At 61.4% G+C, this 24,604-nt stretch carries 18 protein-coding genes; 13 read left to right on the top strand and 5 right to left on the bottom strand.

What is annotated here, in order from left to right; all coding sequences use genetic code 11:
- Positions 1-108 precede the first annotated feature (108 nt).
- The 5 genes from trhO to ACYASU_RS11385 all read left to right on the top strand — a co-directional run bounded on the left by trhO (position 109) and on the right by ACYASU_RS11385 (position 7,117).
- Positions 109-1,080: an oxygen-dependent tRNA uridine(34) hydroxylase TrhO gene (gene trhO, locus ACYASU_RS11405; protein WP_346626519.1), complete on the top strand. Its 972-nt coding sequence runs from the start codon at positions 109-111 to the stop codon at positions 1,078-1,080.
- Between the two features lie 36 nt (positions 1,081-1,116).
- The gene (locus ACYASU_RS11400) at positions 1,117-1,719 is read left to right on the top strand and encodes a DsbA family protein (protein WP_192172951.1); all 603 of its coding nucleotides are present in this window, start codon (positions 1,117-1,119) and stop codon (positions 1,717-1,719) included.
- Positions 1,667-3,553 carry an ABC transporter ATP-binding protein gene (locus ACYASU_RS11395; RefSeq protein WP_463582851.1) on the top strand — a complete coding sequence of 629 codons (1,887 nt, stop codon included), beginning with the start codon at positions 1,667-1,669 and terminating at the stop codon, positions 3,551-3,553. The genes ACYASU_RS11400 and ACYASU_RS11395 overlap by 53 nt, the downstream gene beginning before the upstream one ends.
- 265 nt (positions 3,554-3,818) lie before the next feature.
- Positions 3,819-6,284 (top strand): EAL domain-containing protein, encoded by a 2,466-nt coding sequence (locus tag ACYASU_RS11390; protein ID WP_346626521.1) that lies wholly within the window; start codon positions 3,819-3,821, stop codon positions 6,282-6,284.
- A gap of 35 nt (positions 6,285-6,319) precedes the next feature.
- Complete coding sequence (locus ACYASU_RS11385; protein WP_463582850.1) at positions 6,320-7,117, top strand: TenA family transcriptional regulator; 798 nt, start codon at positions 6,320-6,322, stop codon at positions 7,115-7,117.
- A gap of 4 nt (positions 7,118-7,121) precedes the next feature.
- Here the strand turns inward: ACYASU_RS11385 and ACYASU_RS11380 are convergent, their stop codons facing one another.
- From ACYASU_RS11380 to ACYASU_RS11360, 5 genes are all read right to left on the bottom strand, one after another.
- Positions 7,122-8,045: a GGDEF domain-containing protein gene (locus tag ACYASU_RS11380; RefSeq protein ID WP_463582849.1), complete on the bottom strand. Its 924-nt coding sequence runs from the start codon at positions 8,043-8,045 to the stop codon at positions 7,122-7,124.
- 286 nt (positions 8,046-8,331) lie between these two features.
- Complete coding sequence (locus tag ACYASU_RS11375) at positions 8,332-9,078, bottom strand: YciK family oxidoreductase (RefSeq protein WP_463582848.1); 747 nt, start codon at positions 9,076-9,078, stop codon at positions 8,332-8,334.
- A gap of 58 nt (positions 9,079-9,136) precedes the next feature.
- A complete protein-coding gene (gene mupP, locus ACYASU_RS11370) occupies positions 9,137-9,808 on the bottom strand; it encodes an N-acetylmuramic acid 6-phosphate phosphatase MupP (RefSeq protein WP_463582847.1) in 672 nt (223 codons plus the stop codon).
- A gap of 3 nt (positions 9,809-9,811) precedes the next feature.
- A complete protein-coding gene (gene ubiG / locus ACYASU_RS11365; protein WP_192172823.1) occupies positions 9,812-10,510 on the bottom strand; it encodes a bifunctional 2-polyprenyl-6-hydroxyphenol methylase/3-demethylubiquinol 3-O-methyltransferase UbiG in 699 nt (232 codons plus the stop codon).
- Positions 10,511-10,577: 67 nt separating this feature from the next.
- Positions 10,578-11,909: a TRZ/ATZ family hydrolase gene (locus ACYASU_RS11360; RefSeq protein ID WP_282367515.1), complete on the bottom strand. Its 1,332-nt coding sequence runs from the start codon at positions 11,907-11,909 to the stop codon at positions 10,578-10,580.
- Between the two features lie 163 nt (positions 11,910-12,072).
- Here ACYASU_RS11360 and mtnA point away from each other — a divergent pair, with 163 nt between their 5' ends.
- The 8 genes from mtnA (at position 12,073) to rpsA (ending at position 24,590) form a co-directional block, all read left to right on the top strand.
- Positions 12,073-13,149, top strand: a complete 1,077-nt coding sequence (mtnA, locus tag ACYASU_RS11355; RefSeq protein WP_282367513.1) for an S-methyl-5-thioribose-1-phosphate isomerase — start codon at positions 12,073-12,075, stop codon at positions 13,147-13,149.
- Positions 13,150-13,454: 305 nt separating this feature from the next.
- Positions 13,455-16,250 (top strand): DNA gyrase subunit A, encoded by a 2,796-nt coding sequence (gene gyrA / locus ACYASU_RS11350; RefSeq protein WP_463582846.1) that lies wholly within the window; start codon positions 13,455-13,457, stop codon positions 16,248-16,250.
- 258 nt (positions 16,251-16,508) lie between these two features.
- The gene (serC, locus tag ACYASU_RS11345) at positions 16,509-17,594 is read left to right on the top strand and encodes a 3-phosphoserine/phosphohydroxythreonine transaminase (RefSeq protein WP_463582845.1); all 1,086 of its coding nucleotides are present in this window, start codon (positions 16,509-16,511) and stop codon (positions 17,592-17,594) included.
- Positions 17,594-18,688 (top strand): prephenate dehydratase, encoded by a 1,095-nt coding sequence (pheA, locus tag ACYASU_RS11340; protein WP_192172818.1) that lies wholly within the window; start codon positions 17,594-17,596, stop codon positions 18,686-18,688. The genes serC and pheA overlap by 1 nt, the downstream gene beginning before the upstream one ends.
- 54 nt (positions 18,689-18,742) lie before the next feature.
- Complete coding sequence (gene hisC / locus ACYASU_RS11335; protein WP_463582844.1) at positions 18,743-19,855, top strand: histidinol-phosphate transaminase; 1,113 nt, start codon at positions 18,743-18,745, stop codon at positions 19,853-19,855.
- 28 nt (positions 19,856-19,883) lie between these two features.
- Complete coding sequence (locus tag ACYASU_RS11330) at positions 19,884-22,091, top strand: bifunctional prephenate dehydrogenase/3-phosphoshikimate 1-carboxyvinyltransferase (RefSeq protein WP_463582921.1); 2,208 nt, start codon at positions 19,884-19,886, stop codon at positions 22,089-22,091.
- Positions 22,088-22,777, top strand: coding sequence for a (d)CMP kinase (gene cmk, locus ACYASU_RS11325; protein WP_065992981.1), 690 nt, complete (start codon positions 22,088-22,090; stop codon positions 22,775-22,777). Before ACYASU_RS11330 ends, cmk begins: the two co-directional genes overlap by 4 nt.
- Positions 22,778-22,898: 121 nt before the next feature.
- Entirely contained in the window at positions 22,899-24,590 is a 1,692-nt protein-coding gene (rpsA, locus tag ACYASU_RS11320) for a 30S ribosomal protein S1 (RefSeq protein ID WP_065992985.1), read from the top strand.
- Positions 24,591-24,604: the final 14 nt, after the last annotated feature.

Raw genomic sequence — 24,604 nt, 5'->3', positions numbered from 1 at the left:
ACGTTCGATTCTTGATAGAATCCGCGCCGCGTTGCCCGGTCGGCACGCGTTCATCTGAATCATTCACCCGGTAGGCCCTTTGCGAGGGTCACCACCTGGAGACGCCACATGACCCAACCCGCACCCATCGTCGTCGCGGCGCTGTACAAATTCGTCACCCTTTCCGATTACGTCGCACTGCGCGAGCCACTGCTGCAGGCGATGGTCGACAACGGCATCAAAGGCACCTTGCTGATCGCCGAAGAAGGCATCAACGGCACGGTGTCCGGCAGCCGCGAGGGCATCGACGGCTTGATGGCCTGGCTGAAGAAAGACCCGCGCATGGTCGACATCGACCACAAGGAATCGTACTGCGACGAGCAGCCGTTCTACCGCACCAAGGTCAAACTCAAGAAAGAGATCGTGACCCTGGGCGTGCCGGGCGTTGACCCGAACAAGGCCGTCGGCACTTACGTCGACCCCAAGGACTGGAACGCGCTGATCGCCGACCCTGAAGTGCTGCTGATCGACACGCGCAACGATTACGAGGTGTCGATCGGCACCTTCGAAGGCGCGATTGACCCCAAGACCACTTCATTCCGTGAATTTCCCGATTACATCAAGGCGAATTTCGATCCGGCCAGGCACAAGAAGGTCGCGATGTTCTGCACCGGCGGCATTCGCTGTGAGAAGGCCTCCAGCTACATGCTTGGCGAAGGGTTCGAAGAGGTCTATCACCTCAAGGGCGGCATTCTCAAATACCTGGAAGAAGTGCCCCAGGAAGAAACCCGCTGGCAGGGCGACTGCTTCGTGTTCGACAATCGCGTCACCGTGCGTCACGACCTGACCGAAGGCGACTACGATCAATGCCATGCCTGCCGCACGCCGATCAGCGCAGAGGACCGTGCCAGCGAACATTATTCGCCGGGCGTCAGCTGCCCGCATTGCTGGGATTCGCTGAGCGAGAAAACCCGCCGCAGCGCCATCGACCGGCAAAAGCAGATCGAACTGGCGAAGGCGCGCAATCAGCCGCACCCGATCGGTCGCAATTACCGTGCGCTTGACGGCCAGGCGACTGAAACTCAAAACAACGAGGCCTGAGCCATGTCCACCCGCCTGCTGTATGTGATGGACCCGATGTGTTCGTGGTGCTGGGGGTTTTCTCCGGTGGCCGAAGCATTGGTCGAGCAGGCGGCAGCGGCGGGGGTGCCGTTGCATCTGGTGGTGGGCGGATTGCGCACCGGCAGTGGCGCGGCGCTGGAGCCGACGACCAAACGCTACATTCTCGAACACTGGCAAGCGGTGCACGACGCCACGGGGCAGGCATTCCGTTTCGACGGCGCCTTGCCCGACGGTTTCGTCTACGACACCGCGCCGGCCTGCCGTGCCATCGTTGCGGCGCGCAGCCTGGCGCCGGACGTCGCCTGGCGGCTGGTCAAAGAAATCCAGCAGGCCTTCTATCTTCATGGCCGCGACGTCACCCACGGCTCGGTGCTGGCGGAGCTGGCGGAAAAAGCCGGCCTGCCGCGCATCGAATTCGCCGAAGCCTTCGACAGCGTCGAACAGCACACCGCGACCGCGTCGGATTTCTCCTGGGTTCAGGACTTGGGGATTGCCGGCTTTCCGACGCTGCTCGCTGAGCGCAATGGCCAACTGGCGCTGCTGACCAACGGCTATCAACCCCTCGATGTCCTCGGGCCTTTGCTGGGTCGTTGGCTGGAGCGCAACGCCAGTGCCTGACGTCTCCGACCTGGAACATCGCAGTAGCGCCGCATCGGCACATGAGCGTCTGGCCGGTGATCGCCTGAACTGGGCGCAGATCCGCCGCCTCGTCCTGCAGCACCAAAAGGCGCTGTGGGTGGCCAATGGTGTCGCTGTCCTGGCGGTCCTCTGCTCGGTGCCGATCCCGCTGCTGCTGCCCTTGTTGGTCGATGAAGTGCTGCTGGGCAAAGGCAATTCGGCGCTGATCTTCATGGATCAGTTCCTGCCCGACAGCCTGCACAAGCCTGTTGGCTACATCGGGCTGATGCTGGTGGCGACACTCTGCCTGCGACTGGGCGCGCTGGTCTTCAACGTGATTCAGGCGCGGTTGTTTGCCGGGCTGGCCAAGGACATCGTCTACCGCATCCGCACGCGCCTGATCGAACGGCTCAAGCGCATTTCGCTGAGCGAATACGAAAGCCTGGGCAGCGGCACCGTCACCGCGCATCTGGTGACGGATCTGGACACCGTGGACAAATTCGTCGGCGAGACGCTGAGCAAGTTCCTTGTAGCGATGCTCACCCTCACAGGCACCGCTGCGATCCTGATGTGGATGCACTGGCAACTGGCGCTGCTGATCCTGCTGTTCAATCCGCTGGTGGTGTTCGCCACGGTGAAACTCGGCAAGCGCGTCAAACACCTAAAGAAGCTGGAAAACGACAGCACCTCGCGTTTCACCCAGGCGCTCACCGAGACCCTCGACGCCATTCAGGAAATCCGTGCCAGCAACCGTCAGGGCTATTTCCTCGGTTTGCTCGGCCTGCGCGCCCGGGAAGTGCGCGATTACGCGGTGTCATCCCAGTGGAAAAGCGACGCGTCGGGCCGCGCCAGCGGCTTGCTGTTTCAATTCGGCATCGACATCTTCCGCGCTGCCGCCATGCTCACGGTGCTGTTCTCCGACCTGTCCATCGGCCACATGCTCGCAGTGTTCAGCTACCTGTGGTTCATGATCGGGCCGGTCGAACAACTGCTGAATCTGCAGTACGCCTATTACGCGGCCGGCGGCGCCCTGACCCGCATCAATGAACTGCTGGCCCGCGCGGACGAGCCTCAGTACCCGGGACAGACCAATCCGTTCGTGGGGCGGCAGACGGTGAGCATCGACGTGCGCGGTTTGAGCTTTGGCTACAACGACGAGCTGGTCCTCGATCAGCTGGACCTGTCGATCAATCCCGGCGAAAAAGTCGCGATCGTGGGGGCCAGCGGCGGCGGCAAAAGCACGCTCGTTCAGTTGCTCCTTGGCCTGTACACCGCCCGATCCGGGGTCATTCGTTTCGGAGGTTCAAGCTTGCAGGAGATCGGCCTGGACACCGTCCGCGAGAACGTCGCGGTGGTGTTGCAGCACCCGGCGCTGTTCAACGACACCGTCCGCGCCAACCTTCTTATGGGCCGCGAGCAGGATGACAACGCCTGCTGGCAGGCGCTTGAAATCGCTCAGATGGATGCGACGATCCGCGCGCTGCCCCTGGGGCTGGACAGCGTGGTCGGGCGTTCGGGGGTTCGCCTCTCCGGCGGCCAGCGCCAACGGCTGGCCATCGCGCGCATGGTGCTGGCCGACCCCAAGGTGGTGATTCTCGACGAGGCCACTTCTGCGCTGGATGCCGCCACCGAGTACAACCTTCACCAGGCCCTGAACCGTTTCCTCAGCGGCCGCACGACGCTGATCATCGCCCACCGGCTGTCAGCGGTGAAACAGGCCGATCGCGTGTTGGTGTTCGATGGCGGGCGCATCGCCGAAGACGGGGATCATCAGCAATTGATTGCAGACGGCGGGCTCTACGCTAGGCTCTATGGACACCTGCAACAGGTGTGATACGACCGGGCGAGCTACGGGGCAGTACGCAATAGCGTATTGCCACTGGAGCACGTCAATTCTTGGGCTATGCTTGCTCAGGCACTTACCGAAAATGTGAAAAGCGTCATATTTACGTCTTCGCACCCAATTGGCTGGTTACGTCTTGTAAAAGATGTGAGAGATTGTCTGCTGCGTCGTGGAATTAGCGAAGTCCCTCAGGCTCCAGGAAGGTTGCCTGGCGTGGGGGGGCTGAGAATCTGGCAGTGCTGATCAAAGGGACACCATGAAGCAAAAGCGGATCCTCGGGAAGCCTCGTCTTCTGGGCATCGTCTGGCCGTTTATCGCTGTTGTGCTGTTACAGGCACTGCTCGGCTGCGTCAGCTTGTACATGATGTCCGCGGTCCGCAGCTACATCGGCGGTGAGAGCCTGTGGTCGAAGGGCCAGAAAGACGCCATTTATTATCTGAATCTCTACGCCAACAGCCGCGACGACATCAACTACCTGAAATACCAGCAGGCGATCGCCATTCCCCAGGGCGGGCATGACTTGCGCCTGGCGATGGATCAGCCGGTGCCCGACATCGTGCGCGCCAAGGCCGGGATTCTGCAGGGGGGTAACCATCCCGACGATGCGCAGAGCATCATCTGGCTCTATCTGAACTTCCAGCACTTCAGCTACCTGGAAAAGGCCATCGACCTGTGGAAGGTCGGTGACAACTATCTCGTGCAGCTCGATGAAGTCGCCCGTGAAATGCACGCCCGGATTCAGGAAGGCAACGTCACCAACAGTGAAGTCCTGGGCTGGCGCCAGCGCATCAGCGCCATCAACGAAGGCGTCACGCCGGCGGCCATGGCTTTCAGCGACGCACTGGGGGAGGGCTCGCGGGTCATCCTGCGGATTCTGCTGGTGGTCAACCTCGCCACGGCGCTGTGCCTGATCATCCTTGCGCTGCTGCGCACCCATAAACTGCTGGAGCAGCGCCACGCCTTTGCGATCGCGCTGCAGGCGGAAAAAGAGCGCGCGCAGATCACCCTGGAGTCCATCGGTGACGGCGTCATCACCACCGATGTCGACGGCTCCATCGTCTACATGAACCCCGCCGCAGAGCTCATGACCCACTGGAAGAACGAGCAGGCGGCCGGTCTGCCGCTGGCCGCGCTGTTCAGCCTGCTCGACGAGAACGATCAGAAAGACACCTCGACCCTGATCGAGCGCATGCTCAGTGGCAATCTGGGCGGCGGCAGTGAAAGCTCACGACTGATTCAGCGCCTGGACGGCAGTACCGTTTCGGTCGCGTTGGTCGGCTCGCCGATCCGCACCGAAGGCAAGGTCAGTGGCGCCGTGCTGGTGTTGCACGACATGACCCAGGAGCGTCAGTACATCGCCAACCTGTCCTGGCAGGCGACCCACGATGCGCTGACCGGACTGACCAATCGCCGCGAGTTCGAATACCGCCTCGAACTGGCCCTCAACGGCCTGGCCGAGCAGCCGGCGCAGCATGCATTGATGTTCCTTGACCTCGATCAGTTCAAGCTGGTCAACGACACCAGCGGCCATGCCGCGGGTGATGAGCTGCTGCGGCACATTTGCACACTGCTGCAGCAGGGCGTGCGCGAAGGCGATACGCTGGCGCGCCTTGGGGGCGACGAGTTCGGCATCCTTCTCGAACACTGTGCGCCGGAGGCCGCTGAGCGCGTGGCCGAAAGCCTGCGGCAAACCGTGGAAAGCCTGCACTTTGTCTGGAAAGGCCGGCCGTTTGTCACCACCGTCAGCATCGGTCTGGTGCACATCGACGATGTCCCGACCACGCTGGAGACCTCGCTGCGCGCCGCCGACATGGCCTGCTACATGGCCAAGGAAAAGGGCCGCAACCGGGTTCAGGTCTACCACGACGACGACTCTGATCTGTCCACCCGCTTTGGCGAAATGGCCTGGATTCAGCGCCTGCACATGGCCCTCGAAGACAACCGCTTCTGTCTGTACTCCCAGGAAATTGCAGCACTGGGCCGCAACGCCGTGCAAGGCCCTGGCCATATCGAGATTCTGCTGCGGCTGCGCGACGAGTCCGGGCGCATGATCCTGCCGGACAGTTTCATCCCCGCCGCCGAGCGCTACGGCATGATGACCACCCTGGACCGCTGGGTCGTGCAGCACGTCTTCATGATCATCGCCGACTGTCTCAAGTCCGGACACGGCAAAGGGCCGATGGCCGTGTGTGCGATCAATCTGTCCGGGACCAGCATTGGCGACGACGCCTTTCTTGAGTATTTGCGACAGCAGTTCCAGATCTACGCAATCCCTCCTGAACTTATCTGTTTTGAAATCACCGAAACCAGTGCGATCGCCAATTTGGGCAGCGCCATTCGGTTCATCAATGAACTTAAAAGTCTGGGATGCCGTTTCTCTCTGGATGACTTCTGTGCAGGCATGTCGTCATTCGCTTACCTGAAGCACTTGCCTGTGGACTTCCTGAAGATTGATGGCAGTTTCGTAAAAGACATGCTCGACGATCCGGTCAACCGGGCGATGGTGGAAGTGATCAACCATATCGGGCACGTAATGGGCAAACAGACGATCGCCGAGTTCGTCGAAAGCCCCCAGATAGAGCAGGCGTTATTGGAAATCGGTGTGGACTACGCTCAGGGGTACGTTATCGAGCGACCGCAATTATTCACCTGTGAATGTCTGCACGCACGGCCCGCGAGGCAGACCCCACTGTTGTTCAGCGCTCCCGGGACTTTTCGCTGAACACATCCTACGCAACTTACATAAGGAGCTACACAGTGATCGATATGTTCATTAGAACCGGTCCGCTGATGGATGCCAGCAGTTACCCCGCTTGGGCACAGCAATTGATTGACGATTGCAGTGACGCCAAGGCCAAGGTGGTAGGGCATGAACTTTATCAACGCATGCGTGACGGGCGGCTCAGTTCTAAGACCATGCGCCAGTACCTGATTGGGGGATGGCCGGTCGTCGAACAGTTCGCGGTCTATATGGCGCATAACCTGACCAAAACCCGATTCGCCCGACACCCGGGTGAAGACATGGCGCGACGATGGTTGATGCGCAACATTCGGGTCGAACTCAACCACGCCGATTACTGGGTCAACTGGAGCGCTGCCCACGGGGTGACGCTGGAAGACTTGCAGGCGCAGTTGGTGCCCTCGGAACTCCACGCACTGAATCACTGGTGCTGGCACAGTTGTTCGTCGGATTCACTGGTAGTCGCCATCGCGGCGACCAACTACGCCATCGAAGGTGCCACCGGTGAATGGTCGGCGGTCGTCTGTTCCCAGGATACCTACGCGGACATGTTCCCGCCGGACACACGAAAGCGGGCAATGAAGTGGCTGAAGATGCATGCGCAGTACGACGATTCCCACCCTTGGGAAGCGCTGGAAATCATCTGCACCCTGGCCGGCAACAACCCCAGCGAGCAATTGCAGAGTGACCTGCGAATGGCGGTCTGCAAGAGCTACGAGTACATGTTCCTGTTCCTTGAGCGGTGCATGACGCTGGAACTATCCCAGGAAAGTAGCGGCTCGGTCCGTGAACACCGGATCCCCGCCCGCGCCTGATCGGTCAGCCCGCCATTTCCAGGCGGTTGCGGCCCTTGCGCTTGGCGGCGTACAGGGCCGTGTCGGCACGGCGCAACATGCTGTCGGACGATTCGCCCGGCAGCAGCGTCGAGCAACCGAGGCTCACGGTCAGATCCAGAGGCCGTCCTGTCACCGGATAACTGAGTTGCAGTGCCGCACTGCGCAAGCGCTCGCCTACCAGCGCGGCTGACTCACGGCTGGTGTTGGTCAGCACGATGAGAAACTCCTCACCGCCAAATCTGAACACCTGATCGATATTGCGCAGGCGATCCTTGACCGCGTTGGTCACCGCCCGCAGCACTTCATCGCCCGTGGCATGGCCATGGGTGTCGTTGATGCCCTTGAAGTGGTCGATGTCGAGCATCAGCACCGACAGCGGTTGCTGCTGGCGGCGTGCGATTTCGAACTCGCGAATCAGCGACTGCTCCATCGCGATCCGGTTACCGGCGCCGGTCAGCGGGTCACGCAGCGCACTCAGGCTGGCGTGGCGATACAGCAGGGCGTTGCGCAGGGGATACAGCAGGCTGGACAGCAACGATTCGAGTTGCTCAAGCTCATCCTCGGCGAAACGGTGGTCGCGCTGGAACGACAGCTCGCCCAACTGCTCGCCTTCGTGGGTCATGCGGTAGATAGCGCTGTGCCGGGCGCGCTCCCCAAGTTCCAGACGCAGATCGGTGGGCAGGTGTTTGTAGCTGAGGGCATTCAGCGGGATGAGTTGCTGAACGCTCTGGAAAAGCATCGACAGGATCTTGTCCGCTTCGAGGCTGGTCTGCAGTTGCAAATCGAGCTGACGCCTGAGCTGTTCGTAATCGAGGGCAGGCCGGACGAGGCTGTGGGGCGGCGCGAAACCATGGCGTTGCAGCCGGGCGCTGTCGAAATCTATGGCATTGGTGGTTGGAAGACTCATGGTTCCGCTCCTTCGCCTCTACGGGCTTGAAATGGAGAGAGCGAAACTCGTGCCAATTCGACTGCCTGCGTGAAAAGTATTGTCAATCAATAAGTTGCGGCGGATTGTGACAGGTTTGATACCTTTCCGCGCCTTGGATTTGACTAACGTATCGATCCTGAAGGCGTTCTGCTACACAAGACGGCAGGAAACTGCCGAGTGGGGGGGCCCTGGGGTTGTCTGATATTCAGATGAGGGAGCGCGTTCGGGAGCGCCCCTTGTGGTTGACGGACGACTTGCCCCAAAGTCAGCGGGTCTGCGCATCCAGTGCCTGTCCGTTGATGCCTTTGCTGTCCGGGCCCATCAGGTACAGATACACCGGCATGATCTCGTCCGGCGTCGGGTTGTTGGTCGGATCTTCCGCCGGGTACGCCTGGGCGCGCATGTCGGTGCGGGTTGCGCCCGGATTGATGCTGTTGGCGCGCAGCGACCCAAGCCCGTCGATCTCGTCGGCCAGCGTCTGCATCAGCCCCTCGGTGGCGAACTTGGACACGCCATAGGCGCCCCAATACGCGCGGCCTTTGCGGCCGACGCTGCTGGAAGTGAAGGCGATGGACGCGTCACCCGAGAGCTTGAGCAGCGGCAGCAACGCGGTGGTCAGCATGAAGGTGGCGTTGACGTTGATGTGCATCACCTGCATGAACTGCTCGCCGGTGAGCTGCTCGATCGGCGTGCGCGGGCCGATGATCGAGGCGTTGTGCAACACGCCATCGAGCCGGCCGAACTCCGCTTCGATCATCGCGGCGAGTTCGTCATATTGATGGGGCAGGGCAGTCTCGAGATCGAACGGGATGACCACCGGCTGCGGATGACCGGCAGCTTCGATCTCGTCATACAGCGCGCTCAGGTTCGCTTCGGTCCTGCCCAGCAGCAAGACCGTCGCGCCGTGGGCGGCGTAGGTTCTTGCGGCAGCGGCACCGATGCCACGGCCGGCGCCGGTGACCAGGATCACCCGGTCCTTGAGCAGATCGGGGCGGGCGGAATAATTGAACATGGGGGCTCCTCTCTCTATGTAGTGCGCTGTGTCTATGCCGAGCTGCGCTGATGAGCGATCAGCAGCTGCACAACGCATCATCCAGCACCCGGCGCAGCTCCAGTGGGTGGTTCACCACCACGTCCGCGCCCCAGTGATCGGGATTGTCGTTGGGATGGATGTAGCCATAGCGTACGGCGGCGGTCTTGGTGCCGGCGTCGCGGCCGGATTCGATGTCACGCAGGTCATCGCCCACGAACAGCACGCTGGACGGGTCCAGATCGAGCGTCTTGCAGGCCAGCAACAGCGGCTCCGGGTCGGGTTTGCTCCTGGTCACATGGTCCGGGCAGATCAGCACCGCGGAACGCTCCGACAGACCCAGCTGCTCCATGATCGGCTGAGCGAAACGCACCGGCTTGTTGGTCACCACGCCCCAGATCAGCTTGGCTTTTTCGATGTCGGCCAGCAATTCGGCCATGCCGTCGAACAGCTTGCTGTGCACGGCGCAATCGGTCTGGTAGCGCGCCAGAAACTCCAGTCGCAGCGCCTCGAATTCAGGCGCCTCGGGGGACATGGCGAACGCCGCCGAGACCATCGCCCTGGCCCCGCCGGAGATCTCGTCGCGAATCAGTTTGTCGTCCACACGCGGGAAGCCGCGTTCGGCCAGCATCGCCTGGCAGATCGCGATGAAGTCCGGCGCGGTATCGAGCAGCGTGCCGTCCATGTCGAAGAGAACTGCCCTCAAGCGCATGGCTCAGACGCCTCTCAATGTCTGGATCATGTAATTGACGTCGACGTCGGACGCCAGCTTGTAGTGCTTGGTCAGCGGGTTGTAGGTCAGGCCGATGATGTCCTTGACCTGCAGCCCGGCATCGCGGCTCCACGCGCCCAGCTCGGACGGGCGGATGAATTTCTTGAAGTCATGGGTGCCGCGCGGCAGCAGGTTCATGATGTATTCGGCGCCGATGATGGCGAACAGGTACGCCTTCGGGTTGCGGTTGATGGTGGAGAAAAACACCTGACCGCCCGGCTTGACCATCTTGTAGCAGGCGCGAATCACCGACGACGGGTCCGGCACGTGCTCCAGCATTTCCAGGCAGGTCACGACATCGAACTGCTCGGGCATTTCGTCGGCCAGTGCTTCGGCGGTGATCTGCCGGTATTCCACGTTCACGCCAGATTCGAGCTGATGCAGGCGCGCCACGGCCAGCGGCGCCTCGCCCATGTCGATGCCGGTCACGGTGGCGCCGCGCAAGGCCATGGCCTCGCTCAGAATGCCGCCGCCGCAACCGACATCGAGCACCTTCTTGCCGGCCAGATTCACGCGCTCGTCAATCCAGTTCACCCGCAGCGGGTTGATATCGTGAAGCGGCTTGAACTCGCTGTTGCGATCCCACCAGCGATGGGCGAGGGCCTCGAATTTGGCGATTTCGGCGTGGTCGACGTTGCTCATGTGTGATCCTCTAAAACTTGAATTCGTTGTCCGGCCACGGTATCTGACCGTGGCGGTGCTCAATGGGTCAGGCTTTGTCTGCCGCGATGCGGTTGCCCCAGGCTTTGGCGGTTCGGGTCAGCGCTTCTTCGTCCATGCGGGTCAGGCGTTTGTCCTGCAGCAATGGCTTGCCGGCGACCCAGACGTGCGTGACGCAGTCGCGACCCGTCGCATAAATAAGCTGTGACACCGGGTCGTAGACCGGCTGTTGCGCCAGGCCAGAGAGGTCGAACGCGACCATGTCGGCGGCCTTGCCGATCTGCAGCGAGCCGGTGTGATCGTCGATGCCCAAAGCGCGGGCGCCGTTCAGCGTGGCCATGCGCAGCGCACGGTGGGCGTCCAGCGCAGTGGCCGAGCCGGCCACCGCCTTCGCCAGCAGCGCGGCGGTGCGGGTTTCGCCGAGCAGGTCCAGGTCGTTGTTGCTGGCCGCGCCGTCGGTGCCGATGGCGACGTTGACCCCGGCCTGCCACAGGCGCTCGACCGGGCAGAAGCCGCTGGCCAGTTTCAGGTTCGATTCGGGGCAGTGAATGACGCTAGAGTTGCTTTCGACCAGCATCGCCAGGTCGTCATCGCTGATCTGGGTCATGTGCACCGCCTGGAAACGCGGGCCCAGCAGGCCCAGACGCTGCAGCCGCGCGATGGGCCGTTCCTGGCGCTGCTGAACGGCCTCGTGTACTTCAAAAGCGGTTTCGTGAACGTGCATCTGGATCATTGCGTCCAGCTCATCGGCGATGACCCGGATCTTCTCCAGGTTCTCGTCGCTGACGGTATAAGGGGCGTGGGGGCCCATGGCGATCTTGATGCGATCGTGGTGGGCGAGGTCGTTGAACAGCTCGATACCGATGTGCAGCGATTCATCGCTGTTGCGCGCGCCGGGTATCGGGAAGTCCAGCACCGGCACGGTGATCTGTGCGCGAATGCCACTGTTGTGCACCCGCTCGCAGGCGACCTTCGGAAAGAAATACATGTCGGAGAAGCAGGTGATGCCACCTTTCAACTGCTCGGCAATGGCCAGATCGGTGCCGTCGCGGACGAAATCCTCATCGACCCATTTCGCCTCGGCTGGCCAGATATGGTCCTGCAGCCAGGTCATCAACGGCAGATCGTCGGCCAGACCGCGGAACAGCGTCATCGCCGCATGGCCGTGGGCGTTGATCAGCCCGGGACTGAGCAGCATGCCCGGCAACTCGCGCACTTCGATGGCCGGCTGGCGCAGGGCCTCGGCGCGGGGGCCGATGTAAACGATCAGGCCATCGCGGATGCCGATTCCGTGCTGCTTCAACACAACGCCGGCGGGTTCGACCGGTACCAGCCAGTCCGGCAGCAACAACAGGTCGAGCGGGGCAGCGGAATGGGGCATGGGGCGGGCATCCAATGGCTTATTACGGGGACGGCGAAGTATACCCGAGCGTCTTCGCAGGCGGCTCGCTATAATCGGCGGCTTTTTAAGGTGCTGGCGATTTGCTTCTTTGCACCGTCGCTGTGGCGGCAGCTTTTCAAAAATTCATCAAGTGGGGTGTGCAATGCGCGATCGATTACTGGCTGCGGAGAAGGTAAAGGCCATCGATTGGCGGGACGGCACGTTGCATCTGCTGGATCAGCGGGTCCTGCCCTTCGAAGAAACCTGGCATCCCTACACCACAGCTGAAGGCGTGGCCGAAGCCATTCGCACGATGGTTGTGCGCGGCGCGCCAGCCATCGGTATCAGTGCGGCCTACGGCATCGTATTGGCGGTCATTGATCGTCTGGCCGAAGGCGGCGACTGGCAAATGGCCCTGGAAGAAGACTTCGACCTGCTGGCCAACTCCCGGCCCACGGCGGTCAACCTGTTCTGGGCGCTGAATCGCATGCGCGAGCGCCTGTATCGCCTGAAGGATCATGAAGATCCGCTGAAGGCCATGGAGGCCGAAGCTGTGGCCATTCACTTGAGCGACCGCGAAGCCAATCTGACCATGGCGCAACTGGGTGCCGAGCTGATCCGCAAGCATCAGGGCAATCTGCAGACCGTGCTGACCCATTGCAACACCGGCGCACTGGCCACTGGCGGCTTTGGTACCGCGCTCGGCGTCATCCGCGCGGCACACCTGGAAGGCATGATCGAACGCGTCTACGCCGACGAAACCCGTCCCTGGCTGCAGGGCTCCCGTCTGACCGCGTGGGAATTGGTCAACGAAGGCATTCCGGTCACCCTCAATGCCGACTCCGCGGCCGCGCACCTGATGAAAACCAAAGGCATCACCTGGGTCATCGTCGGCGCCGACCGCATCACCGCCAACGGCGACGTCGCCAACAAGATCGGCACTTACCAGTTGGCGGTGGCGGCGATGCACCACGGCGTGCGCTTCATGGTCGTGGCGCCGAGCTCGACCATCGACATGAACCTTGCCAGTGGCGACGACATTCCCATCGAAGAGCGCGACGGCCGTGAATTGCTTGAAGTCGGCGGCAAGCGCGTGGGTGCCGACGTCGACGCCTTCAACCCTGTGTTCGATGTGACGCCCGCCGATCTGATCGACGCCATCGTCACCGAGAAGGGCATCGTCGAACGCCCCGACACGACCAAAATGGCCCTGTTGATGTGCCGCAAACGCCTGCATTGATCACCCCGCAGCCGATAATGCCATTCGTCGCCAAACGCGCTATCGGGCTCTGTGAGCGCGTATCAGGCGTCTGCTGGCGAAATGGCGTGTTCACGGCGCCTGCAAAGACTTCGTGCCTGACGGCGATTGTGGTACCATCCGGCGGTTTCCAAAGGGGCGCATGGCGACCCTTATGACTGCGCACATTCATGGCATAACTCGCTGATTTGTCGTAAGTCGTTGCCTGACAATCGTCGGCAGCGGCAAGCCTTGTTCATCCCGGATGGCTGAGCGAGGTTTCACCAGAAAAAGGAATCAGGCTTCTCATGGGCGAACTGGCCAAAGAAATCCTCCCGGTCAATATCGAAGACGAGCTGAAGCAGTCCTACCTCGACTACGCGATGAGCGTCATCGTCGGACGAGCTCTGCCCGATGCGCGCGACGGCTTGAAGCCCGTGCACCGGCGGGTACTGTTCGCGATGAGCGAACTGGGTAACGACTGGAACAAGCCGTACAAGAAATCCGCCCGTGTGGTCGGTGACGTTATCGGTAAGTACCACCCGCATGGCGACACCGCGGTCTACGACACCATCGTTCGTATGGCCCAACCCTTTTCCCTGCGCTACCTGCTGGTAGACGGCCAGGGCAACTTCGGTTCGGTGGACGGCGACAACGCCGCTGCCATGCGATACACCGAAGTGCGCATGACCAAGCTGGCCCATGAGCTGCTGGCCGACCTGCACAAGGAAACCGTGGACTGGGTGCCGAACTACGACGGCACCGAACAGATTCCTGCGGTCATGCCGACCCGTATTCCCAACCTGCTGGTCAACGGCTCCAGCGGCATCGCCGTGGGCATGGCGACCAACATTCCGCCGCACAACCTCGGTGAAGTCATCGACGGCTGTCTGGCGCTCATCGACAACGGCGACCTCACCGTCGACGAGTTGATGCAGTACATCCCCGGCCCGGACTTCCCGACCGCCGCGATCATCAACGGTCGTGCCGGCATCGTCGAAGCCTACAAGACCGGCCGTGGCCGCATCTATATGCGCGCCCGCTCCATCGTCGAAGACATCGACAAGGTCGGTGGTCGCCAGCAGATCGTCATTACCGAGCTGCCGTACCAGCTGAACAAGGCCCGTCTGATCGAGAAGATCGCCGAGCTGGTCAAAGAGAAGAAGCTCGAAGGCATCACCGAGCTGCGCGACGAGTCCGACAAGGACGGCATGCGCGTGGTCATCGAGCTGCGTCGCGGCGAAGTGCCTGAGGTCATCCTCAACAATCTCTACGCTCAGACCCAGCTGCAAAGCGTCTTCGGTATCAATATCGTTGCGCTGATCGACGGCCGCCCACGCATCCTGAACCTCAAGGACCTGCTGGAAGCCTTCATTCGTCACCGTCGCGAAGTCGTTACCCGTCGCACCGTGTTCGAACTGCGCAAGGCCCGCGAGCGGGGTCACATCCTCGAAGGTCAGGCCGTTGCCCTGTCGAACATCGACCCGGTCATCGCCCTCATCAAAGCCTCGCCGACCCCGGCCGAAGCCAAGGAAGGTCTGATCAGCACGCCGTGGGAATCCAGCGCCGTGGTCGAAATGGTCGAGCGCGCAGGCGCCGAATCGTCCCGCCCGGAAAACCTCGATCCTCAGTACGGCATGCGTGACGGCAAGTATTTCCTCTCGCCGGAACAGGCTCAGGCGATCCTTGAGCTGCGTCTGCACCGCCTGACCGGTCTGGAACACGAGAAGCTGCTGACCGAGTACCAGGAAATCCTGACTCAGATCGGCGAGCTGCTGCGCATCCTCAACAGCGCCACGCGCCTGATGGAAGTCATCCGCGAAGAGCTGGAGCTGATCCGCGCCGAATATGGCGATGTGCGTCGCACCGAGATCCTTGATGCGCGCCTGGACCTGACCCTCGGCGACATGATCCCCGAAGAAGAGCGCGTCGTGACCATCTCCCACGGTGGCTACGCCAAGACTCAACCGCTGGCCGTTTATCAGGCCCAGCGTCGCGGCGGCAAAGGCAAATCGGCCACCGGCGTCAAGGATGAGGACTACATCGCTCACCTGCTGGTCGCCAACAGCCACACCACGCTGCTGATGTTCTCCAGCAAAGGCAAGGTGTACTGGCTCAAGACCTACGAGATCCCGGAAGCGTCCCGCGCTGCCCGTGGTCGTCCGTTGGTCAACCTGTTGCCGCTGAGCGAAGGCGAATACATCACCACCATGCTGCCGGTCGACCTCGAAGCCATGCGCAAGCGCGCTGACGAAGAAGAAGCCGAAGGCGTGGACGCCGACGCCGAAGACCTCGAGAACAGCAACGAGACCGAAGAAGAGCGCAAGGCGCGCATCAAGGCCGCCGACAAGAAGAAGGCGCCGTTCATCTTCATGTCGACCGCCAACGGTACCGTCAAGAAGACCCCGCTGGTGGCCTTCAGTCGTCAACGCAGCGTCGGCCTGATTGCGCTGGAGCTGGACGAAGGCGACATCCTGATTTCCGCGGCCGTCACCGATGGCGAGCAGGAAATCATGCTGTTCTCCGACGGCGGCAAGGTCACCCGCTTCAAGGAATCCGAAGTGCGTGCCATGGGCCGTACGGCTCGCGGCGTGCGCGGCATGCGTCTGCCTGAAGGGCAGAAGCTGATTTCGATGCTGATTCCGGAGCAGGGCAGCCAGATCCTCACCGCTTCCGAGCGTGGCTATGGCAAGCGCACCGCGATCACTGAGTTCCCTGAGTACAAGCGTGGCGGTCAGGGCGTCATCGCCATGGTCAGCAACGAGCGTAACGGCCGTCTGGTCGGCGCGGTTCAGGTGCAGGACGGCGAGGAAATCATGCTGATTTCCGACCAGGGCACGCTGGTGCGTACCCGCGTTGGCGAAGTATCGAGTCTGGGCCGTAACACTCAGGGCGTGACCCTGATCAAACTGGCCAAGGACGAGAAACTGGTCGGTCTGGAGCGCGTGCAGGAACCATCGGAAGTCGAAGGCGAAGAGCTGGAAGGCGAAGCGTTCGAGGGCGAAGAGGTTGATGGCGACGTGATTGGCGCCGTCGACACCGACGAGTCCGCTGACGATGTGCAGGCGGATCACGCGGCTGACGAAGAAGAGCCGCAGGAGTAACGCTGAGAGGGGGCTGGTGACCCGGCCCCCTCCTTAGAATCATGGGACGCATGCTGTCAGACAGATCGCTTTCGCGACCGTCGCAAACTCCGATTGCTCCTACCGTCGATCTCAGTGCCCGACCAGAGAACGTCTGTAGGAGCAATCGGAGGTAACGACGGTCGCGATGCGGATCTTCTGACACAATACAGTCCCTGTTCCGCACTTCCCCGCATTTCACCCGTTCCAAATTAATTCAGTGACACGACGAGAGTGGATATGAGCAAGCGAGCCTTTAACTTCTGCGCAGGTCCTGCTGCGCTCCCTGAAGCTGTTCTGCTGCGCGCCCAGGCCGAACTCCTGGACTGGCATGGCAAAGGCCTGTCCGTCATGGAAATGAGCCATCGCAGCGACGAGTTCGTCTCCATCGCCACCAAGGCGGAGCAGGATTTTCGCGATCTGCTGTCTGTCCCCTCCAATTACAAAGTGCTGTTTCTTCAAGGTGGCGGCAGTCAGCAATTCGCTCAGGTTCCGTTGAACCTGCTGCCGGAAAAAGGCACGGCCGACTACATCGACACCGGCATCTGGTCGCAGAAAGCCATTGAAGAAGCATCGCGCTACGGCAACATCAATGTCGCCGCCAGCGCCAAACCCTCCGATTACTTCGCCATTCCCGGCCAGAACGATTGGAAGCTGTCGAAAGACGCGGCCTACGTTCACTACGTGCCCAACGAGACCATTGGCGGTCTGCAATTCAACTGGATTCCGGATACCGGTGACGTGCCGCTGGTCGCCGACATGTCCTCGGACATCCTCTCGCGCCCTGTCGACGTCTCGCGTTTCGGCATGATCTTCGCCGGTGCCCAGAAGAACATCGGCCCGAGTGGCATCGTCGTGGCAATCATCCGCGAGGACCTGCTGGGTCGCGCGCGTTCGCTGTGCCCGACGATGCTCAATTACAAGGTCGCGGCCGACAACGGCTCCATGTACAACACGCCACCAACGCTGGCCTGGTACCTGTCCGGTCTGGTCTTTGAATGGCTGAAAGAGCAGGGTGGCGTCGAGGCCATGGCCACGCGCAATGAACTCAAGCAGCGCACGCTGTACGACTTCATCGACGCCAGCGGTCTGTACAGCAACCCGATCAACCCGTCCGACCGCTCGTGGATGAACGTGCCGTTCCGTCTGGCCGATGATCGCCTGGACAAGCCGTTCCTCGCGGGTGCCGAAGCGCGCAACCTGCTTAACCTCAAAGGCCACCGTTCTGTCGGCGGCATGCGCGCGTCCATCTACAATGCCATCGACCTCAGTGCGGTCAACGCCCTGACCGCGTACATGGCAGAGTTCGAGAAGGAACACGGCTAATGTCTGAACAAGAGCTCAAGGCACTGCGGGTCCGCATCGACAGCCTGGACGAAAAGGTTCTGGAACTGATCAGCGAACGCGCCCGCTGCGCCCAGGAAGTGGCGCGGGTCAAGATGGCCGAACTGCCGGCAGGCGAAGAGCCGGTGTTCTATCGGCCCGAGCGTGAAGCGGCGGTGCTCAAGCGCGTCATGGAGCGTAACCGTGGCCCGCTGAGCAACGAAGAGATGGCGCGGCTGTTCCGCGAAATCATGTCCTCGTGCCTGGCGCTGGAGCAGCCGCTCAAGGTCGCGTATCTCGGACCTGAGGGCACCTTCACTCAAGCCGCTGCGCTGAAGCATTTCGGCCACGCCGTGATCAGCAAGCCCATGGCAGCGATCGACGAAGTGTTCCGTGAAGTGGTCGCCGGTGCGGTCAACTTCGGCGTCGTCCCGGTGGAGAACTCCACCGAAGGTGCGGTCAACCACACTCTGGACAGCTTCCTTGAGCACGACATGGTTATCTGTGGCGAAGTCGAGCTGCGCATTCACCATCATCTGCTGGTGGGCGAGAACACCAAGACCGACAGCATCAGCCGCATCTACTCCCACGCCCAGTCCCTGGCGCAATGCCGCAAGTGGCTGGACGCGCATTACCCGAACGTCGAACGCGTCGCCGTTGCCAGCAACGCCGAAGCGGCCAAGCGGGTCAAGGGTGAGTGGAACTCGGCGGCGATCGCCGGTGATATGGCGGCCGGCCTTTATGGCTTGACGCGGATTGCCGAGAAGATCGAGGACCGTCCGGACAACTCCACGCGCTTCCTCATGATCGGCAATCAGGAAGTGCCGCCGACCGGCGACGACAAGACGTCGATCATCGTCTCGATGAGCAACAAGCCGGGCGCGCTGCATGAGCTGCTGGTGCCTTTCCACCAGAACGGCATCGACCTGACGCGCATCGAAACGCGTCCCTCGCGAAGCGGTAAATGGACCTACGTGTTCTTCATCGATTTCGTTGGCCACCACCGCGACCCGCTGATCAAGGCCGTTCTCGAGCAGATCAGCCAGGAAGCCGTGGCGCTCAAGGTGTTGGGTTCCTATCCGAAAGCAGTGCTTTGATCCTGCGTCCGGACTTGCAGCCCCACGGGTTTTTCTGAAGAGGTAAAGCGGTACATGAGCGGCGACTTCCTCGCGCTGGCACAGCCCGGCGTGCAAAAACTATCGCCTTACGTTCCCGGCAAACCGGTGGACGAACTGGCGCGTGAACTGGATATCGATCCGGCGCGCATCATCAAGCTGGCGAGCAACGAAAACCCCATGGGCGCCAGCCCCAAGGCGTTGCAGGCGATCAAAGACGCACTGGCGGAATTGACCCGCTACCCGGACGGCAACGGTTTCGAGCTCAAGCAGCGCTTGTCGCAAGCCTGTGGCGTGCAGCCCGAACAAGTGACGCTGGGCAACGGCTCCAACGACATTCTGGAAATTGTCGCCCGTGCCTACCTGGCGCCGGGGCTCAATGCGGTGTTCAGCGAACACGCGTTTGCGATCTATCCGATCGTCACCCAGGCCGTGGGCGCCACCGCCCACGTCGCCAGGGCGAAAGAGTGGGGTCACGACCTCCCGGCCATGCTCGCCGCCATCGACAGCAACACCCGGGTCATCTTCATCGCCAACCCGAACAACCCCACCGGGACCTGGTTCGGACCGAGTGCGCTGGCTGACTTCCTCGCGCAGGTGCCCGACAACGTGTTGGTCGTGCTGGACGAGGCCTACATTGAATACGCCGAGGGCGCTGAACTGCCTGACGGTCTCAACTTCCTGAGCGATTACCCTAACCTGGTGGTGTCGCGCACGTTCTCCAAGGCCTATGGCCTGGCCTCTTTGCGCGTTGGTTATGCCCTGTCCTCGCCGGTCGTGGCCGACGTGCTGAACCGCGTGCGTCAGCCATTCAACGTCAACAGCCTCGCGCTGGCCGCCGCCTGCGCCGCGTTGGACGACGTTGACTATGTTGCGCAAAGCCGTCAGTTGAATGAAGCCGGCATGCAGCAGCTGGAAGCAGGGCTTGGTCAGATGGGCCTGAGCTGGATTCCTTCCAAAGCCAATTTCATTGCCGTTGACCTGGGCCGCGAAGCCGCTTCGGTCTATCAAGGATTGCTGCGCGAAGGCGTGATCGTTCGCCCGATCGGCGGTTACGGCATGCCCGATCACCTGCGGGTGAGCATTGGTCTGCCGGCCGAGAACAGTCGTTTCCTCGAGGCGTTGAGCAAGGTTCTGGCGCGTGGTTGATGTCACGTCGCTGCAACCCGCTGCGCCTGTGATCGGCCGCCTGGTGGTGGTCGGCCTCGGATTGATCGGTGGTTCGTTCGCCAAAGGGTTGAAGGAAAGTGGCCTGTGCCGCGAAGTCGTGGGCGTCGATCTCGACCCGCAATCGCGCACGCTGGCCGTCGAACTGGGCGTGGTCGATCGCTGTGAAGACAATCTCGCGGCCGCCTGCGTGGGGGCTGACGTCATTCAGTTGGCCGTGCCGATCCTGGCCATGGAAAAGCTCCTCGGCGTACTGGCGGGCCTGGACTTGGGCAATGCCGTGCTGACCGATGTCGGCAGCGCCAAAGGCAATGTGGTCCGCGCTGCCCGCGAAGCCTTTGGCGTGATGCCGCCGCGCTTCGTGCCGGGTCACCCGATTGCCGGCTCCGAGCAGAGCGGGGTGGAAGCTTCCAACGCCGAGCTGTTCAAGCGCCACAAAGTCATCCTTACGCCCCTGGCCGAAACCGATCCCTCGGCGCTGGCGCTGGTCGACCGTCTCTGGTCGGCTCTGGGCGCGGACGTCGAGCACATGGAGGTTGAGCGCCACGATGAAGTGCTGGCGGCGACCAGTCATCTGCCGCACCTCCTGGCGTTCGGTCTGGTGGACTCGCTGGCCAAGCGCAACGAAAACCTCGACATCTTCCGTTATGCGGCGGGCGGTTTCCGCGACTTCACGCGCATCGCCGGCAGTGATCCGGTGATGTGGCATGACATCTTCCTGGCGAACCGCGAGGCCGTGCTGCGCACCCTCGACACCTTCCGCAGTGATCTCGATGCGCTGCGTGACGCCGTGGATGCAGGCGATGGCCACCAATTGCTCGGTGTGTTCACCCGGGCCCGGGTCGCCCGAGAGCATTTCGGCAAGATCCTCGCCCGTCGCGCCTACGTTGAAAAAGCTGCGGGCGCCGACCTGACGTTTATGGCGCAGCCCGGCGGTGTTGTCCGCGGGCAGGTTCGTGTGCCGGGTGACAAGTCGATTTCCCACCGGGCGATCATGCTCGGGTCACTGGCCCAAGGCACCAGCGTCGTTGAAGGCTTTCTCGAAAGTGAGGACGCGCTGGCAACGTTGCAGGCATTCCGCGACATGGGCGTGGTCATCGAAGGGCCGCACCACGGTCGCCTGACCATTCACGGCGTCGGCCTCAACGGGCTTCAACCGGCGCCGGGGCCGCTTTATCTGGGTAACTCGGGCACGTCGATGCGCCTGCTCTGTGGCCTGTTGGCCGCGCAGCGATTCGACAGCGTGCTGACCGGCGATGCCTCGCTGTCACGGCGTTCGATGACCGGCGTCGTCGAGCCGCTGCGCCAGATGGGCGCCGTGATTGAAACCGCAGAGGACGGCCGGCCGCCGCTGACCCTTCGTGGCGGGCAGGGTCTTCAGGCCATACGGTACGACATGCCGTTGCCCAGCGCCCAGGTGAAATCCGCGCTGTTGCTCGCCGGTCTCTACGCAAATGGCACAACGATGGTGCATGAGCCCGCGCCGACCCGGGACCACACCGAGCGCATGCTGCAAGGCTTCGGTCATTCGGTTGCCGTTCATGACGCGACAGTGGCGCTGCATTCAGGGGTTGAGCTCAAGGCCGCACCCATCGAAGTGCCCGGCGACATCTCCTCGGCGGCGTTCTTTATGGTGGCAGCGTCCATCGCCGAAGGCTCCGACCTGATTCTGGAAGGCGTGGGTGTCAACCCGACGCGCTCCGGCGTTATCGATATCCTGCGCCTGATTGGCGCGGACATCACGCTGCACAACCCGCGCGATGCGGGCGGCGAGCCGGTGGCTGATCTGCACGTGCGCTCTGCGCGCCTCATGGGTATCGACGTTCCACGGACGCTGGTGTCTCTGGCGTTCGACGAGCTTCCAGCACTCTTTATTGCCGCCGCGTGCGCGGAAGGGCGAACAGTGTTTAACGGTGTCCAGGGCTCACGCGTCAGGGAATCCGGCCGTCTTGAGGCCATGGCCGACGGTCTGGCGACGCTCGGTATAAACGTTGAATCCACCGCAGATGGCATCATTATTGATGGTGGAACCGTTGGCGGTGGTGAAATCAATGCGCAGGGTGATCACCGTATCGCCATGGCATTCAGTATCGCGTCGTTGCGCGCGGCCAGTCCGATCCTCATCCGGGACTGCGCCAATGTGGCGACTTCATTTCCCAGTTTCCTGGCGCTGTGTGCTCAGGTGGGTATTCGTGTAACGCAAGAGGGGCAATCGTGAAAGTTCAAGCTCCGGTCATTACGATCGACGGACCCAGCGGTTCCGGGAAGGGCACGGTGGCCGGCAAGCTGGCCAAACGTCTGGGCTGGTCCCTGCTGGATTCTGGGGCGCTGTATCGGCTGCTGGCCTTCGCCGCGGTCAATCATGGCGTCGATCTGACCAACGAAGAAGCATTGAAACTGCTGGCTGCGCATCTGGATGTGCAGTTCATGGCAGCGACAGACGACCACGGTCAGCGCATTATCCTGGAAGGGGAGGACGTCACGTCAGCCATCCGCAATGAGCATGTCGGCAGCGGCGCGTCGCAGGTGGCCTCGTTGCCGGCTGTCCGCGAAGCACTGCTGCAGCGCCAGCGGGCTTTTCAGGAGTTTCCGGGCCTGATTGCCGACGGCCGCGACATGGGCACGGTGGTCTTTCCCGGCGCGCCACTGAAGATTTTTCTGACGGCCAGCGTCGACGAGCGTGCCCGTCGGCGATATTTGCAGTTGAAGGCCAAGGGTGACGATGTTAGTCTGCCGAGTCTGCTAGATGAGATCCGTGTCCGCGACGAGCGCGACACCCAGCGAGCGGTAGCCCCGCTCAAGCCGGCGCATGACGCCATTCAGCTGGATTCCACCGAATTGTCCATCGAGCAGGTGCTTGAACGCATCCTGAGTGAAGTCGCACTCCGCGATCTCGCCGGATGACCAGAAAGCCATGTGGGAGACCAGTCATAGTCCCGCAGGCTTTCTTTCATATGAACGAAACCCACGTTGTCTGGAGCGTGGCAGATGGGCGTATTCTTCGCCCTTATCAACAGGAATTAAAATGAGCGAAAGCTTTGCTGAACTTTTCGAAGAAAGCCTAAAGACTCTTAACCTTCAGGCCGGTTCGATCATCACCGCGATCATCGTCGATATCGATTACCAGGCTGGTTGGGTCACCGTTCACGCTGGTCTGAAGTCTGAAGGCCTCATCCCGCTGGAGCAGTTCCACAACGACGCTGGCGAGCTGACCATCAAGATTGGCGATGAAGTCCACGTTGCGCTGGACGCGGTCGAAGACGGCTTTGGCGAAACCAAGCTGTCCCGCGAAAAAGCCAAGCGTGCTGAGTGCTGGATCGTTCTGGAAGCGGCTTTCGCAGCTGAGGAAGTGGTCAAGGGCGTTATCAACGGTAAGGTTAAAGGCGGCTTCACAGTCGACGTTAACGGCATCCGTGCGTTCTTGCCAGGTTCTCTGGTTGACGTCCGTCCAGTGCGCGACACCACGCACCTGGAAGGCAAAGAGCTGGAATTCAAGGTCATCAAGCTGGACCAGAAGCGCAACAACGTTGTTGTTTCCCGTCGCAGTGTCCTGGAAGCCGAAAACAGCGCCGAGCGCGAAGCTCTGCTGGAATCGCTGCAGGAAGGCCAACAGGTCAAGGGTATCGTCAAGAACCTCACCGATTACGGCGCATTCGTCGATCTGGGTGGCGTCGATGGCCTGCTGCACATCACCGACATGGCCTGGAAGCGCATCAAGCATCCATCGGAAATCGTCAACGTTGGCGATGAGATCGATGTAAAGGTCCTGAAATACGATCGCGAGCGCAATCGTGTTTCCCTGGGTCTGAAGCAACTGGGTGAAGATCCATGGGTTGCTATCAAGGCTCGTTACCCGGAAGGCACTCGCGTTACCGCGCGTGTTACCAACCTGACCGACTACGGCTGCTTCGCAGAGCTGGAAGAAGGCGTGGAAGGCCTGGTACACGTTTCGGAAATGGACTGGACCAACAAGAACATCCACCCGTCTAAAGTCGTTCAGGTTGGCGACGAAGTGGAAGTCATGGTTCTGGACATCGACGAAGAGCGTCGCCGTATCTCCCTGGGCATCAAACAGTGCAAATCTAACCCGTGGGAAGATTTCTCTGGCCAGTTCAACAAGGGCGACAAGATCTCCGGCACCATCAAGTCGATCACCGATTTCGGTATCTTCATTGGTCTGGACGGCGGAATCGACGGCCTGGTTCACCTGTCCGACATCTCCTGGAACGAAGTGGGCGAAGAAGCCGTACGTCGTTTCAAGAAGGGCGACGAGCTTGACACCGTGATCCTGTCGGTTGATCCAGAGCGTGAGCGCATCTCGCTGGGTATCAAGCAGCTGGAAAGCGATCCGTTCTCCGAGTACGTCACTGTCAATGACAAAGGCGCTATCGTCCGCGGTATCGTTAAAGAAGTTGACGCCAAAGGCGCCATCATCACTCTGGCCGACGACATCGAAGCGACCCTCAAAGCCTCCGAAATCAGCCGTGACCGCGTTGAAGACGCGCGTAACGTTCTGAAAGAAGGCGAAGAGATCGAAGCCAAGATCATCAGCGTTGACCGCAAGAGCCGCGTGATCAGCTTGTCCATCAAGTCGAAAGACGTTGAAGACGAGAAAGAAGCGATTCAGAGCCTGCGTAGCAAGCCTGAAACCGCTGAAAGCACTGGTCCTACCACTCTGGGTGACCTGCTGCGTGCTCAAATGGAAAAACAGAACTGAGTTCTGTCTGACCA

The sequence above is a fragment of the Pseudomonas sp. HP_12 genome, from assembly GCF_055283955.1.
This window is presented reverse-complemented; position numbering and strand designations above follow the sequence as displayed.